At 63.5% G+C, this 15,638-nt stretch carries 12 protein-coding genes; 4 read left to right on the top strand and 8 right to left on the bottom strand.

Translation table 11 applies throughout. The annotated features are described in order from the left end of the window. Nucleotides 1-9: 9 nt before the first annotated feature. The gene (gene hemG / locus K1X11_RS05520; protein ID WP_225919724.1) at nt 10-1,473 is read left to right on the top strand and encodes a protoporphyrinogen oxidase; all 1,464 of its coding nucleotides are present in this window, start codon (nt 10-12) and stop codon (nt 1,471-1,473) included. A gap of 302 nt (nt 1,474-1,775) precedes the next feature. Here the strand turns inward: hemG and K1X11_RS05525 are convergent, their stop codons facing one another. Together K1X11_RS05525 and K1X11_RS05530 are read right to left on the bottom strand one after the other, a co-directional pair. Beyond that, nucleotides 1,776-3,296 carry an ATP-binding protein gene (locus K1X11_RS05525; RefSeq protein WP_221033101.1) on the bottom strand — a complete coding sequence of 507 codons (1,521 nt, stop codon included), beginning with the start codon at nt 3,294-3,296 and terminating at the stop codon, nt 1,776-1,778. Between the two features lie 175 nt (nt 3,297-3,471). After that, on the bottom strand, nt 3,472-6,282 hold the full coding sequence (locus tag K1X11_RS05530) for a beta strand repeat-containing protein (RefSeq protein WP_221033102.1): 2,811 nt from the start codon (nt 6,280-6,282) through the stop codon (nt 3,472-3,474). 259 nt (nt 6,283-6,541) lie between these two features. Between K1X11_RS05530 and ileS the strand changes: the two genes are divergently transcribed. Then, on the top strand, nt 6,542-9,325 hold the full coding sequence (ileS, locus tag K1X11_RS05535; protein WP_225919727.1) for an isoleucine--tRNA ligase: 2,784 nt from the start codon (nt 6,542-6,544) through the stop codon (nt 9,323-9,325). Here ileS and K1X11_RS05540 read toward each other — a convergent pair. Then, nucleotides 9,322-9,720, bottom strand: coding sequence for a hypothetical protein (locus tag K1X11_RS05540; RefSeq protein ID WP_221033104.1), 399 nt, complete (start codon nt 9,718-9,720; stop codon nt 9,322-9,324). The genes ileS and K1X11_RS05540 overlap by 4 nt on opposite strands. Before the next feature lie 4 nt (nt 9,721-9,724). Here K1X11_RS05540 and K1X11_RS05545 point away from each other — a divergent pair, with 4 nt between their 5' ends. Continuing rightward, entirely contained in the window at nt 9,725-10,486 is a 762-nt protein-coding gene (locus K1X11_RS05545; RefSeq protein ID WP_221033105.1) for a TraR/DksA family transcriptional regulator, read from the top strand. 37 nt (nt 10,487-10,523) lie between these two features. Then, entirely contained in the window at nt 10,524-11,108 is a 585-nt protein-coding gene (gene lspA, locus K1X11_RS05550; protein WP_221033106.1) for a signal peptidase II, read from the top strand. Between the two features lie 369 nt (nt 11,109-11,477). Here lspA and K1X11_RS05555 read toward each other — a convergent pair whose 3' ends face one another. The 5 genes from K1X11_RS05555 to K1X11_RS05575 all read right to left on the bottom strand — a co-directional run bounded on the left by K1X11_RS05555 (nt 11,478) and on the right by K1X11_RS05575 (nt 15,613). Beyond that, nucleotides 11,478-12,332, bottom strand: coding sequence for a YicC/YloC family endoribonuclease (locus tag K1X11_RS05555; protein WP_221033107.1), 855 nt, complete (start codon nt 12,330-12,332; stop codon nt 11,478-11,480). Nucleotides 12,333-12,385: 53 nt separating this feature from the next. Further along, entirely contained in the window at nt 12,386-12,739 is a 354-nt protein-coding gene (locus tag K1X11_RS05560; RefSeq protein ID WP_221033108.1) for a four helix bundle protein, read from the bottom strand. A gap of 54 nt (nt 12,740-12,793) precedes the next feature. Beyond that, nucleotides 12,794-14,032 carry a tryptophan synthase subunit beta gene (gene trpB, locus K1X11_RS05565; protein WP_221033109.1) on the bottom strand — a complete coding sequence of 413 codons (1,239 nt, stop codon included), beginning with the start codon at nt 14,030-14,032 and terminating at the stop codon, nt 12,794-12,796. Nucleotides 14,033-14,384: 352 nt separating this feature from the next. Next, the gene (locus K1X11_RS05570) at nt 14,385-14,840 is read right to left on the bottom strand and encodes a Dabb family protein (RefSeq protein WP_225919728.1); all 456 of its coding nucleotides are present in this window, start codon (nt 14,838-14,840) and stop codon (nt 14,385-14,387) included. Nucleotides 14,841-14,863: 23 nt separating this feature from the next. Then, nucleotides 14,864-15,613, bottom strand: coding sequence for a cupin domain-containing protein (locus K1X11_RS05575; protein ID WP_221033110.1), 750 nt, complete (start codon nt 15,611-15,613; stop codon nt 14,864-14,866). Nucleotides 15,614-15,638: the final 25 nt, after the last annotated feature.

The following is a 15,638-nucleotide window of genomic DNA, read 5'->3' on the forward strand; positions in this document are numbered from 1 at the left end:
CCCGAACCGATGGCCTTTGTTTCGAAAACGTCGGTCGACGACGCCTCTACGGCAAAATTCGCGCACGTCGCGACCGACTTTTCGGCTAAGCTGAGCGGCAAGATGCCCGAATCACGCTCGATTGCCGTCATCGGTGGCGGTGCCACCGGCCTCGCCGCCGCCCACGACCTGGCTAAAGCCGGTGCCAAGGTCCGCCTCTTTGAGTGCAACACCCACCTCGGCGGGGCCGTGCGCAGCGAACGTGACGGCGAGTGGTTGATCGAGAGCGGTCCCAACTCTCTGCAGGAAAGCGCCGAGCTGGGTGCCCTCATCGCTGAGCTGGGGCTGGGCAACGAACGTTGTTACGCGCAGCCCGAAGCCAAGAACCGCTACATCCTGCGCGACGGCCGCCCCGTCGCCGCGCCCGCGTCGCCTCCGGGACTCTTCCAATCGAAACTCTTCTCCTTCGGTGCCAAGGTCCGCCTCTTTGCGGAGATCCTGAAACGCCCGCGTATCCGTCCGGCGGATATCAGCCTCGCCCAGTTCATCCGCTCCCACTTCGGCGACGAGTTGGTCGACTACGGTCTGAATCCCTTCGTCTCCGGCGTCTATGCCGGCGACCCTGAGAAGCTGTCGGCCAAATACGCCTTCCCCTCGCTCTGGAAAATGGAGCGCGAGACCGGGTCCATCATCCGCGGCCAAATCAAGGCCGCCAAAGCCAAACGCGCCCGCGGTCAGAAAGCCGGCCCGCCCGCCATCATTTCCTTCCGCGAAGGTCTCGGCACGATTCCCGCCGCCCTGGCCCGTGAGTTGCCCGAAGGGGCCATCGAGACCAACGCCCGCGTCACGACCCTGGTGCGCGGCGAAACGGGTTGGACGCTCGTGTGGGCCCGCGACGGCAGCACCTCCTCCGAGACCTTTGATCGGGTAGTGATCGCCCTGCCCGCGCTGCCGCTCTCGCAACTCGCCATCGGCCCCTTGGGCGAGCGCCCGTTGGCCGAACTCGCCAACATCGTCTCGCCGCCCGTCGCCTCCCTCTTCCTCGGCTATCGGCGCGAACAGGTCACGCACCCACTCGACGGTTTTGGCATCCTCATGCCGCAAAAGGAAAACCGCCAGGTGCTCGGCGTGCTCTTTTCCTCGTCGCTCTTCCCCGGTCGCGCCCCCGACGGCCACGTCGCCGTCACGGTCATGATGGGCGGAGTGCGCCGCATGGATTTGGGCCGCGCCGACGAAGACCAACTGCTCGCCATTGCCCGCCGCGAACTCGGTGAGATCCTCGGCGTGAGCGGCGACCCGGTCTTCCACCGCCTCAACCGCTGGCCTCGCGCCATCCCGCAATACGACCTCGGCTACGGGGCCTATCTGAAGGCGATCGAAGCCTGCGAGCGCACCCATGCCGGCCTCTACATCGGCGGCCAGGTGCGCGACGGCATCGCGGTCCCCAGCTGCCTGAGCGCTGGCGCCAAACTCGCCGAACGCGCCCTGGGCTAAAGGGTGGACGAAACTGTCGGGCATGAAGCCCGACCCACTGCAAAGCGCTGAAACAAAATGTGGGTCGGGCTTCACGCCCGACAGCGCCTCGCGGCGGTCTGCAACCCCGGATCCTCCGCCCTCAACTGTATCGCCAGCGCCCTCCTTTGCTCCCTTGGTGTAACAACCTTCCCTGCCCCTCCTTTTCGTGAATTTTTGTGCCTCTTCGTGGCCATCCCCCCCTGCCCCTCAGCCCCCAACTCCGCTTCCTTCCTGTCGCTTGCCCGTCCTTCGGCGGGCTCCCTTCTGTAACAAAAAAGCACCTACGCCACCGGCTCATCCAAGATCTCGCGCACACGCCGCGACAGCGCCGCCGGGCCAAACGGCTTCTGCATGAAGCCCATGCCCTTGCCGAGCGTGCCGGTGCTGAACGCCGCCCGGTCGGTGTAGCCCGAGATGAACAGGACCTTCATTTCCGGCGCGACCAGTCGCAGCCAGTAGGCCAGCTCCCGTCCGTCCATCTGCGGCATGATCACATCGGCCACCAGCAGGTCGATCTGGCGACAGCCAAACTGCTTGGCCATCTCCAACCCCTGCGCGCCGTTCTCGGCCGTGAGCACCCGGTAACCGAGCCCCTCCAACACGATGCTGGTCAGGTTGCGAATCGTGCCGTCGTCCTCCACCACCAGCACGGTCTCGTCGCCTGTCGGTCCCCCGCCGCCATCGACAAAGGGATGACGGCTCGGCGGCGCTTCCGGCACCAGCGGCAGGAAAAATCGCACGGTCGTGCCCTGACCCAACTCGCTGCCCACCAGAATCTGTCCGCGGTTTTGTTGAATGATGTTGTAGCAGGTCGCCAGCCCCAGCCCGGTGCCCTTGCCCTCTGATTTTGTGGTGAAGAAGGGCTCAAATAACTTGGACTGCACCTCGGCCGACATGCCCGTGCCGTTGTCGCGCACCGCGACCTCCACGTAGTCGCCATCCGCCAAACCGATCATGGGCGGCGTGTCGGCATCCGGAATCTGAATACGACGGGTGCTGATGCCGAGCAGGCCGCCGTTGGGCATGGCGTCGCGCGCGTTGACCACCAGGTTGAGGATCACCTGTTCGATCTGCGTGGCGTCCGCTCGGATCGATAGGGTCTCGTCCGCCAGCGAGGTCTCCAACACAATGTTTTCGGTGATGAGGCGGCCGAGCAGCTTTTGCATGTCCTGCACGACCCGGTTCAGGTCCAGCACCTGCGGCAGCACGGCGTGTCGCCGGCTCAGGATGAGCAGCTGCCGACACAGCGCCGCCGCGCGTTGCGAGCCATCCATCATGGCGTCGAGGTAGGTCTTGGCCGGCCCTTCCGGCACCAGCGTGCGCAGGATTTCGGAGTAGCCGACCAAGGCCGTGAGGATGTTGTTAAAGTCATGCGCCACCCCGCCGGCCAAGCGACCGATGGCATCCATCTTCTGGGCCTGCCGCAGCTGAGCTTCGATCTGCTTGCGCTCGGTGATGTCCTCAATGAACCCCTCAAAATACAGCAGCTTGCTCGTCTTCGGATCCCGCACCACCCGCGCGTGCTCCGAGATCCAGATGAGCGAGCCGTCCTTGCGCTGCACCTGATACTCCATGCCGCGCACTTCCCCCTTCTGCTCCATCAGCCGCACAAACTCCTCCCGCACCGACGGGTCGGCATAGACCGACCTCGAGATGTCATCGATGCTCTGCACCAGGCTCGCCGGCGAATCATAACCGTAGAGCCGCGCCAGGGCCGGGTTGACCAACAGGAAGCGTCCATCCGGCGTCGATTGGAAGATGCCTTCGACCGCATTCTCCACGATGCTTTCGTAGCGCTCCAAGGAAGAGGGGAATGGCGAGCCGCTACCCTGCTCCGAGGTGGGCGGGTTATTTATGTGATTCATGGACAGCGCCCAGCGCCGCAAGCCTTGTGCCAATTCCGCTGCAAACGGCCGGCACTTTCCCCGCGCCCCCACCGGCGGGATCCGGCGACAAAGTCGCCGGATCGCGTCATCCTCAAATTCGTCGTCGTCGTATCCAAACAATCGCTACGGCCATGAGCCCCATCGCCACCGCGTAGGTGGCGGGTTCGGGGACTGCACTCAGGGAGGCGGTGACCTGCAGCACTTGGTTCTCGATGCCGAAGGTGAAACTCAACCCTGCCACGCTGTCACCCAGGGTGAAATCGAGCACATCAAAACCATTCACCGCTTCCGCCCCCTGGAAGTTGATCAAATCGTAAGTGCCGACACCCAAATACTCTCCGTTGATAAAGTTGAAGGTCGCGCCGCCCACCGAGTCAGGGCCGGTGAGCACACCGCCCGTCACCATGATGAGGTCCGACGCCTCTTCGCCGAGTTCCCAGTTAAAAACCGCACCGTCGAGGATGGTAAACCCATCGGCGAAGGTAATCGTGCCCGGGGAATTACCTGGTGCGATGACACCGCCCGCGCCCACCGTGACTTCCCCGTTAAAGGTGCCGATGCCCCCCAGGGTTCCGCCTGCATTGACCTGCGTGAGCGACGCGAGGATGCCATTGTTTTCCAAAAGGCCGCCGTTCACCACCGTCGTGCCGGTAAACGTTTGTGTCCCGGTGAGACGCAGGGTGCCGCTGCCGATTTTGTGCAGTTCGCCGCTACCGGAAATCACCCCGGAGAAGTCTGCCGTGGGCAGACTCTGCCCCGCCGACAGGGTGGCACCGCCCAGCAGAACCGACCCGGCACCGGAAAAATCACCGACGGTTTGGTCGAAACCATTGAGGTTAAAGACCGCTCCGGCATCGACGCCGATCCCACTCGCCTGTGCGATGACGTTCTCGGCCTTCGCCGTCAGGGACCCCTCCGCCACGGTGAGCCCGCCAGTGAACGAATTTTGACTGCTGAAGATCAGGTCGCCAGCGCCCACCTTGGCCACCCCGCCCGAGCCACTGAGATCCCCCGCCCAACCGGCCGACCCGATACTGTTCGCCACGAACAAGGCCGCCCCATCGCGTAGCACAACGTCGCCCGAGCCGGAAAAATCGCCCACGCTCTGGGTGTAACCATTCAGGTCCCAGGTCGCGCCAGCCAGGACGCCGATGCCACTGGACGAAGTTAACGAAAGCGCTGACGCCATCAACAGCGTGCCCTCTTCCACCGTGGTGCCGCCACTGTAGGTCATGACCGTGTTGAAAGACAGCGTGCCCGCACCGTTCTTGATGATGCCGCCACTGCCCCCCATGGCCTGGTTCAGACCGAGCGTGGCACCGTCGACCGCACTCAAACGCGCACTGCCAAAGCCCAGGGTAATCGGGCGATCAAGGTTGACGGAGGCGGTGGCCTGAAACGTAGCCAGATTATCAATACTCACCCCCACGCCGGCCGCGCCAAGGGCGGCATCGCTGTTAAAAGCCAGGGTGCCGCCCGTGAGCGCGGTGCCGCCGGTGTGGGTGTTGACCCCGTTGAGCGTGAGCGTGCCCGCGCCCTGCTTCTGCAAGGACCACACCCCGTTGGTGCCGCCGTTGCCGGAGAGGCCGCTGCCGACTTCGTCGGTGATCGTATTGTTTATGGTGTAAGCTTCACCCGTCGTATTCGTCACCCGCAGAACACCAAAGCCCTGCAGGAAATACCCCGCACCCGCCCCCGACCCGTCGGTCCCGTTGTGATTGGAATTCGCATGAACCGTGCCCCCGACCGCCGACCCACCGGACTGGTTACCGCCACCTTGCAAGTGGAGCACATACTCTCCGCCTCCGGCCGTGGGGTTTCCCATCACAAACAAGGCTCCGCCCAAACCGGCACCACCACCTCCCGATGGGTAAAGCGATCCCCCGAATGGGGTGGCCACTGTGCCGCCAGTGGCATTGGTGGTCTCAAACGAAACGTTGATGAGATTCACATTGGACCTAGTGGCGTTGCCGAAGATGGCGATACCACCGCCCGCACCGAGGCCTCCTCCGCCAGACCCACCGCCCGTAATGCTCCCGTTGGTAAAATATTCCTCGTAGGTTCCCGCCGACCCTTGCCCGGCACCAAAACCCGCCGCGCCGCCGGTCCCGGCTCCGCCACCGCCTCCGCCGCCGAAGCCGCCGGCACCACCCTTGGCCAAGGCACCACCGCCTCCGCCACCGCCAAAACCACCGGCACCTCCGACCGCACCCGCCACCGGGGGCGAGTGCGATAACCTATACTGCCCGCCCGAACCTCCGCCGCCACCGCCGAAACCGCCCGCACTGCCCACCGCCCCGACACCACCGCCGTCCGCCACGTCGAATTCACCGAAGCCACTCAATAACTCGCCGAACTGACCGCCGCCAGCACCGGGCACAATGCCACCGCCCACGCTGTGGACATATCCGCCACCCGCAGCTGCTCGACCAAAACCACCCGCTCCTCCTGTGTTACCTGCCCCCCCGTCCGACGAACCGCCAGCCCCACCCAATCCTCCACCACCGGCGCCTAAGACCCAAGCATCGGCGCTGTTGAACTGTCTGGCGTGGCCCGCCCCACCCGTGCCACCAACCGCCCGCGTGTTCTGCACCGTCAAATTTTGAAAGGTCACATCACTGTCATACACCGTGAAACCTTGATTCACGTTGCCCCCATCATAGCTGTAACCCGCGCCGTCGATGATCCAGCTCCCTCCGCCCGAGATGGCTTCCAGCACCGTCCCGGTGTGGGTGATGTCGTTGGTAAAGACGATGTGTTTGGAGCCGCCGGCACGCCCCGCCGCCACCGCCGCATTAAACTGAGCCTCCGTGCCCACCAACGTTTGGGTCCAACCGAGGGCGGCAAGATTCAGGAATACCGCGCTCCCCAGGAGCGCACTTCGAACAGAGTTTTTCGTCATCGAGGTAGGGTAAGTTTAGTTGATCGGCATCCGGGTTTTGTCGGGACCCGGACGCCCTCCAGCCAATCGCAGGTGAGTGGCAGCAACCTGCTCATCCGCTTCCGCCCGGCAAGCCCCAAACTTGCTCCCGCCAACCTCCGGCAAATACCCCTTCGCCGCCCTTGACTCGCACGGGGCCCCGGGTAGCCTCTGCGCCCTTTATTTCCGGATGGCGCAAGACCTGAAAAATACGCTTCTGCTGCCCAAAACCGACTTCCCCATGCGAGGCAACCTCGTGAAACGGGAACCGGAGCGCCTCGCGCATTGGAACCAGCTGGACCTCTACCAGGCGATGCAAAGCCTCCGCGCGGATGCTCCCACCTTCGTGTTGCACGACGGCCCGCCGTTCACCAACGGCGACGTGCACATCGGCACCGCGCTCAACAAGACGCTCAAGGACATCGTCTGCCGCTACAAAACCATGCGCGGCTTCCGCACGCCCTACGTGCCGGGTTGGGACTGCCACGGTCTGCCCATCGAGCAGAAGGTCACCCGCGAGATCCAAGCCGCCGGCGAAGACCTCTCCACCGCCGAACGCCGCGCCCGCTGCGACGCCTTTTCCGAGAAGTGGATCGGCATCCAGAAGGAGCAGTTCAAACGCCTCGGCGTGCAGGCTGACTGGGCCAGCGAATACAAAACCAAGGCCCCCGCCTACGAGGCCGACATCATCCGCACTTTCGCCTCCTTCGTGGAGCAGGACATCGTCTACCGCTCCAAGAAGCCGGTCTATTGGTCGATCCCCTTCGAAACCGCCCTCGCCGAGGCCGAGATCGAATACAAGGACCACGTCTCGCCCGCCATCTGGGTGAAGTTCACCGTGCCGACCGACCAGGCCGAGAAGTTTGGCCTGCCGACCGACAAGCCCCTTTCCGTCGTCATCTGGACGACCACCCCGTGGACCATCCCGGCCAACCTCGCCATCGCGGTGCACCCGCAGGTCGACTACGTCGTGGCCGACCTCGGCGCGGAACGCATTCTCGTCGCCCAAGCACTGCTCCCACAGGTGCTCAGCTCGGCCAAGATCGAGGGCGAAGCCCCGGTCGTCCACACCACCAAGGGCGAACAACTCGAACACCTCGCCACCCGCCACCCGCTCATCGATCGCGCCTCGCCGATCGTGTTGGCCGACTACGTCACCACCGACAGCGGCACGGGCTGCGTGCACACTGCCCCCGGCCACGGTGCGGAGGACTATCTCACCGGTCTCAACTACAAGCTCGATATCTACTGCCCCGTCGGCGACGACGGTTGCTACGTCGATGATGGTCAGGTGCCCGCCGAACTCGTGGGCCTCTCCTGCCTCGAGACCGTCGAGGACCTCGCCGCCAAGAAGACCTCCCCGGCCAACATCGGCGTGCTGAAAATGCTCGCCGAAAAGAACGCCCTGCTCGCCAAGGCGCGCTACCCGCACAGCTACCCGCACTGCTGGCGCTCCAAGACCCCCATCATTTTCCGCGCGGTCGACCAGTGGTTTGTCTCCCTCGACAAAGCCAACCACCGCGCCAAGGCCCTCGACGCCATCGGCGGCGTGCAATGGATCCCCGGCTGGGGCGAGTCCCGCATCCGCGGCGCCGTGGAAGCCCGCCCGGACTGGTGCATCTCGCGTCAACGCTCCTGGGGCGTTCCCATCATCGCCTTCTACGGTCCCGACAAAGCCCCCTACATCGACGGCGGCGTGATCCGGGCCGTGGCCGACAAGATCGCCACCCGCGGCACCAACTACTGGTATGACGCGCCCGCCACCGAGCTCCTCGACGGCGTGGAGCTGCCCGCCGGTTGGCCCGCCGCCAGCGAACTCACCGCCGGCCGCGACACCCTCGACGTGTGGATCGATTCCGGCTCCTCCCACAACGCTGTGCTCGGCACCCTGCAGGGCACCACCTCTTGGCCCGCCGACCTCTACCTCGAAGGCAGCGACCAACACCGCGGCTGGTTCCAGTCCTCGCTCTGGACTTCCATCATCTCCCGCGGCGCCGCCCCCTACAAAGCGGTGCTTACCCACGGCTTCATCGTGGGCGAAGACGGCAAAAAGATCTCCAAGAGCGGCCAATACGAGAAACCGCCCACGTCCGATCGTTACATCAACGAACACGGCGCCGACGTCATCCGCCTCTGGATCGCCTCCCAGGATTTCACGCAGGACATCACTTTGTCCGACAAGATCCTCGGCATCGCTGGCGACGCTTACCGCCTCTTCCGCAACACCTTCCGCTATCAGCTCTCGACCCAGTTCGATTTCGATCCGGCCACCGACACCGTGGCCGTGGCCGACATGGACCGCCTCGACCGCTGGGCCCTGCATCAGACCGCCGTCCTCGCCGAGGCCTGCACCGCGGCTTACGACGCCTACGAATTCCACCGCGTCTTCCAGCTCTGCAACCACTTCTGCTCGGTCACGCTCTCGGCCGTCTACCACGACATCCTCAAGGATCGTCTCTACACCTTCCCGGCCAACCACCCGCAGCGCCGCTCCTCGCAGACCGCCATCCGCGCGATCTTCGACACCCTCGTGCGCCTGCTCGCGCCGGTCCTCACTTTCACCGCCGACGAAGCCTGGTCCCATGGCACCGCCGGCAGCGATTTCACCGACCAGACGATCCACTTGCAGGATTGGCCGGTCATCCCCGCCGATTGGAAAAACGACAGCCTCGCCGCCGAAGTCGCCGCCCTGCTCAAGGTGCGCGCCCAGGTGACCGAGGCCATCGAGCCCGCCCGCCAGGCTGGCAAGATCGGCAAATCTCTCGACGCCACCGTGTCTCTGGCCATCGCGGACGACGTCGAGCCCGCCGCCCTGCTCAAGCAATACCAAGACCTCCTGCCCGAACTCTTTATCGTTTCACGGGTCGATCTCACGACCACCGATGAGAAAGCCCTGCAGGTTAAAGTCTCCCATTGCCAAGAGCACGGCGACCAACGTTGCCCGCGCTGCTGGCGCTGGGTGCCCGAACTTTCCGCCACTCCCCATGGCGAAACCTGCCCCCGCTGCGCGGAGGCCCTCGGCTAACTCCCTCCCCCCAAACTCCCCATCATGGCTAAGAAGATCCCCACCCGCTCCGCCTCCCCCAAAGCGACCGCCAAGAAACCTTCATCCCCTAAGCCAGCCAAAAAATCCTCTCCCACCAAAAAGACCGCCGCCACCAAACCTGTTGCCAAGAAAGCCGCCGTGAAAAAAGCGCCGGCCAAAAAGAAAGCTTCCGGCAAGGCCACCAAGGCTCTGCCCGTGAAAAAGGCGCCGGCCAAGAAAACCACCGCTAAAACATCTCCCGCCAAAAAAGCCGCCCCGACCAAGGACAGCGGCACGAAATCTGTTTCCACCGTTAAGAAAGCGACCAAATCGCCGAAGAAAGCTGCGGCCACCCCGTCAGCTCCGGCCAAAGCCGCGACCAAAACCAAATCCACTTCTGTGAGTTCCTCTGGAAAACCCAAACCCACCAAAAAGTCCGCCCTGCGCAGCCGAGCCCTCGGTCGCGCCAAAGGCTCCAAATCGATCGCCTTCTCCCTCGATGAGGTGAAGGAAATCGCCAAGACGGCCGCCCAGCGCGAGGAGGAGGAAAACAAGGCCAAGGCGACCAAGACCGCCGAGAAGAAGGCCGCCATCGAGGCCTCCCTCAAGGCCGCCAAACCCTCCCACGTCGCCGCCGCTTCCCTCGCCGACATCCTCGGCTTCAACCCGGCCGGCGGCGCCAAAAACAATTACGACGATCCGTCCCAAGTGCCGGACAAATACCGTCGCTATTACAAGGCCCTGCTCGAGCTCCGCGAGGCGCTCACCGGCCAGATCGACCAGCACTCCGAAGACACGCTCAAGCGTTCCTCCAAGGATGACGCCGGCGACCTGTCGTCCTACGGCCAGCACATGGCCGACGCCGGCACCGATACCTTCGACCGCGACTTCGCCCTCTCTCTCGTCGCCAACGAGCAGGAGGCGCTCTCCGAGATCGAGGCCGCCATCCAGCGCATCAAAAAGGGCACCTACGGCGTCTGCGAAGTCACCGGCAAACCCATTCCCAAGGACCGCCTCATGGCCGTGCCCTTCACCCGCTACTCGGCCGAGGCCCAGAAGCAGCTGGAGCGCAACCGCCTCCGCGTCCGCTCCCAAGCCGGTCTCTTCGGCGAAATGGGCGAAGACGGTCCCACCCTCAGCGACACCAGCGAGGACGATTGATCATCCGTAGCGGCGGCCCCGGCCGCCGCTTTCTGCGGTGAGCGCCCCCGATTCGCCTTCGCCGGAGACCACTCCGGCCCCCCTTTCCAGCCAGCCGCCCGCGCGCGACTGGCTGTCTCGCTTTGCGGCCTACCGCCTGCTCTGGATCCTCGCGCTCACCACCCTGGTATTCGACCAGGTGAGCAAGTTCTGGATCGTGCAGCACCTGCCCCTCGGCACCTACCACCTGCAGCAAGGGGCCATCCCGGTCATCGAGGGTTTCTTCCATCTCGTGCACGTCGGCAACACCGGCGCAGCCTGGAGCCTGTTTACCGGCAAATCCACCCTGCTCGCCCTGCTCGCCGCCTTCACCCTCGGCGCCATCTACTGGTGGCGCCATGAACTGGGCCTGCGCGACCGCATGGTGCAGTGGGCCTTCGGACTGCTCTGCGGCGGCATCGTCGGCAACCTCATCGACCGCATCGCCTATAAACACGTGGTCGACTTCCTCGACTTCCACTTCGGCAGTTACACCTACCCCACCTTCAACATCGCCGACAGCGGCATCTGCATCGGCGTAGGGTTATACCTGATACATTCGCTGAGGCAGCCACCGGAAGGTGAAAACCCCAAATCCCAATAAACAAATCCCAACCGATCAGACATGGTTGGGATTTGGGGTTTAAACCATTGGGATTTCCGACGCCCCGCGTCGGCGCGTCGGCCTTATTCCTGATACATTCGCTGAGGCAGCCACCGGAGGGTGAAAACCCCAAATCCCAATAAACAAATCCCAACCGATCAGACATGGTTGGGATTTGGGGTTTAAACCATTGGGATTTCCGACGCCCCGCGTCGGCGCGTCGGCCTTATACCTGATACATTCGCTGAGGCAGCCGCCGGAGGAGGAAAACCCCAAATCCCAATAAACAAATCCCAACCGATCAGACATGGTTGGGATTTGGGGTTTAAACCATTGGGATTTCCGACGCCCCGCGTCGGCGCGTCGGCCTTATTCCACATTCGCGATTTGCTCGCGCACGCGCTCGAGTTCGTTCTTCAGCTCGATGACGTGTTTGGAGATTTCCAGGTCGTTGGCCTTGCTGCCGATGGTGTGGATCTCACGACCGATTTCCTGCAGGATGAACTCACCTTTGCGGCCGATCTCGCCGTCGGTTTTGAGCAGCGCCTCCAGCTGCTGCAGGTGGCTTTTCAGGCGGGTGAGTTCTTCGGTGATGTCGGAACGATCGGCAAAGAGCGCAACTTCCTTGAGCACGCGTTCGTCGGACGGATCCAACTCCAGGTCGGCCTCCCGCAGGCGCTTGAACAGCAGCTCTCGGTAAGCCGGCGCGACCTGCGGCGCGCGTTCCGCGACGGCCGCCACGTTTGTCCTCAGAATTCCAATACGCGTGAGAAAATCGATCAGCAGGGCTTCCCCTTCCTTGGCCCGCATCGCGGCAAAGGCGCGCAGGGCCTCCTCGACCGCCGACAGCACCGCGTCCTCCACCGCCTCATCGAGTTCAGGTTCGACGGACGCACGACGGTCGTTGGCGATGTCCCACAACAGGCGGGCATCGGGTTGAAACGGCAGCCCGTTGGCGTCGGCGATCCGGCGCAGGCGCTCGAGTGCAGCCTCGACTTTGGCCTCGTCGCCGCTGGCGGCTTCCATGCCCACCTGGACATGCACCTTGCCACGGGTGGCCACCTCACGCACGGCCTCGGCGATCTTGCTCTCAAGAGCCGCCCAAGCCTCCGGCAGCCGCATCGTCAGATCGAGTGTCTTCCGATTCACCGAGTTCACCTGCACCACCACGGACCCGCTCCCCAACGAAGCCACCGCCCGCCCAAATCCAGTCATACTCTTCATGCCCTAGTCCATGAAGAGAAATCCCAACCGCTTAAATCCCAAATCCCAAATAGTTACCGTCCCAAACGATTGATGATCGCCGAGAAGATCGAGACGAACTGCATCGCTTCATCAACCAAACGAGCACGCTCGATTGCCAATGGCTCAGCGGTGCCGACATCCACCAAAGACAGCCACAAGCGCGATTCCTTGGCTTCTTTGCGGCAGATGCGAAACCTCATCAGTTTGTCCTTCGGCCCCAATGCGTCATCGGCTTCGATGTAGTTGGCGGCCACAGATCCGGAAGCGCGCACCAATTGCTTCACATCCTCACGATTGCTCACAGTGCATGGGAGCATTTTTACAAACGCTCGCACCTCTCGAGCAAACCGCTCCGTCCTTGGTCCCAAATCCTCCGGCTCCTTCATCGCTTCATTCCGTTGGGATTTGGGATTTCCTCTGTTGGGATTTCGGCTGGGCGATCAGTGCAACTCAACACCCAGCAGCTTCGCGACTTGCGATACGTCTTTATCTCCTCGTCCGCTCAGATTGATCACGAGGATCTCATCCTTGCCCATCTCCTTGGCGCGTTTGACGCCGTGCACGAGGGCGTGGGTCGATTCGAGGGCCGGGATGATGCCTTCGGTGCGGGAGAGGAGTTGGAAGGTCTCCATCACCTCGTCGTCGCAGGCGTAGGCAAAGTCGATGCGCTTACGGTCCCGGTAATAAGCGTGCTCCGGACCGATCGCGGCATAGTCGAGACCGGCACTCACCGAGTGCGTGAGCTCAATCTGGCCGTCCGGATCCTGCAGGATGTAGGTCTTGCAGCCCTGCAGCACGCCGAGCTTGCCGCCTTCAAAACGCGCCGCGTGGTCGCCACGCGTGATGCCGCGGCCACCCGCTTCGACGCCGACGAGACGCACCGCCTCGTCTTCCAGAAATTCGAAGAAGAACCCGATCGCATTCGAGCCACCGCCCACACAGGCGATCATCTCGTCGGGCAGTCGGCCCTCGGCGGCGAGGATCTGTTCCTTGGTCTCCAAGCCGATCACGCGGTGGAAATCGCGCACCATCATCGGATACGGGTGCGAACCCAGCGCCGAGCCGAGGATGTAGTGCGTCTCGCGCACATTCGTCACCCAGTCGCGCATGGCTTCGTTGATCGCTTCCTTGAGGGTCTTCTGACCGGCTTCCACGCCAATCACCTCGGCCCCCATGAGACGCATGCGAAACACGTTCAACGCCTGCCGCTCCATGTCGACTGCGCCCATGTAAACGCGGCAACTCAGCCCAAACTTCGCACACACCGCCGCCGTGGCCACGCCGTGCTGACCAGCTCCCGTCTCGGCGATGATGCGCTTCTTACCCATGCGTTTGGCGAGCAGCGCCTGGCCGATCGCGTTGTTGATCTTGTGCGCGCCCGTGTGCAGCAGGTCCTCACGCTTCAGGTAAATCTTGGCGCCGCCGCAATGCTCGGTGAGACGCTCGGCGAAATAGAGCTCGGTCGGGCGACCGGCGAACACCTTCAAATGGTGACGCAGCTCCTCGATGAAGGACTCGTCCTGCCGCGCCGCCTCGTAGGCCTCGCCGAGCTCCTTGAGCGCGGTCATGAGGGTTTCCGGCACGTAAACGCCGCCGTAAGGCCCAAAGTGTCCCGCGGCATCGGGCAGCGAGAAACGATCGTGGGTCGGGGCGGAGGGAGAATCGACAGGAGTGGACATGGGAACGCTCACACTGGAACCCGCTTCGCCCCACTGGCAAACCGGATTTCGCCGGGGCCAAGCGTCTCAGCCAAATGTAGCAGCGGCCGTCTCGGCCGCTGCGGCCAATCCACTGCAGAACGGCCGACACGGCCGTTGCTACAACACTCCGCGCTCGTCACCGCGCTGTAGGGCTGCCGCTTGCGGCACGCCGCCCTGCCCCTCGGCCAATCCACCGCAGCACACGGCCGACACGGCCGTTGCTACAACACTCCGCGCTCGCCACCGCACTGTAGGGCTGCCGCTTGCGGCACGCCGCCCTGCCCCTCAGAGCCGCCCGCCGCCTAACGCCTAATACCTAACACCCAACCTCCTACGCCTTCACCGAATCGAACACCATCACCTTGGCCCAGCGGTGCTCATTCTCATCGATGAACTTCTGGTGCAGCGGATGGCTCTGGTAGGTCGCCTGCGCTTCGAGGCTGTCGAACAGCAGGATCTCCGACGCGCTGTAACTGTTCTCCACCACTTCGCGCTTTTCTGTGTCGGCCGGCACGCCGACGTGCAGCCCTTTCACGCCCGGGATCTCGGCGAGCGCGCGAATGCCATCGAGCAGCGCATTGAGGTCTTCTTTTGAATCCGGGTTCTTCAGCCAAAAGAAGACGTGGTGAACGAGAAAGGTATCTTGGAGTTTGGACATGGTGGACGAGGTTGTAGCGGTCTGGCCGTTGGCGCCAACCGCGAACATCGCGCCCAGGGCGGCGGCACCCGCGACAAACTCGCGGCGGTTAAGCGAAGGCGCGGACGGGCTGGCGGAGGACGGTTTCATTTCGGGCACGCCGCACCAGCGCCTCAACGCCACTGAAACGCAAAGTAGCGCGACGGTTTTTCGCCGTGGGTGAACAGTGAGTGCGGATCGTTTGCCGCCACAAAATACACGTCGCCCGGTTTGCCGATGTAGCTCTCGCCGTTGATCTGCAAATCCACGTGCCCTTCGAGCATGATCACCATCTCCTCGGCCTCGTGGGTGTGCACCGGGTGGTTTTGCACGCCCTGCACCAGCGTGGTCTCGTGCAACTCAAACAACCGCAGCGTCTCGGTCGTGCCGTTAAAGAAACCGCGCCAGCCTCCCCGCGGATTGGCCGAGAAAGGCACCTCCGCCGAATCGTAGATCGCCGAACTCAGCCGCTTCTCCGCGTCCCCCTCCGCGTCGAAGCCGAGGCGGCTCTTGTAACGTAAAACATAATACGTGACCGGCTCGTCGCCCGTATTGGACCAGCCATGCGGATCACCGGCCAACGCAATCGCCACACTGCCCGGACCCACTTCCTTGGTGAGCTCACCCACGGTGATCGTGAGCCGACCTTCCTTCACCACGATCATCTCCTCCATGTCGTCGTGCGTATGCGGCGCATGCGGTCTCTGACCGGGGTTGAGCGTCGTGGCGTGCACCAAAATCCGCGAGGCGTCCGCGCCTTCACCGGCGAAGATCTCCCGACGCTCGCCGCTGTTCGTCTGCTCGACCGGCAACGCGTCCCAGCCCCAGACACCAGATTGTAACCTTTCACCACCGAGGGCGACCGACAGGGATGACGCGGACATTAGACAGCAAAGGACGAGGGTTTTC

The organism is Actomonas aquatica (genome assembly GCF_019679435.2).
GTDB lineage: Bacteria > Verrucomicrobiota > Verrucomicrobiia > Opitutales > Opitutaceae > Actomonas > Actomonas aquatica.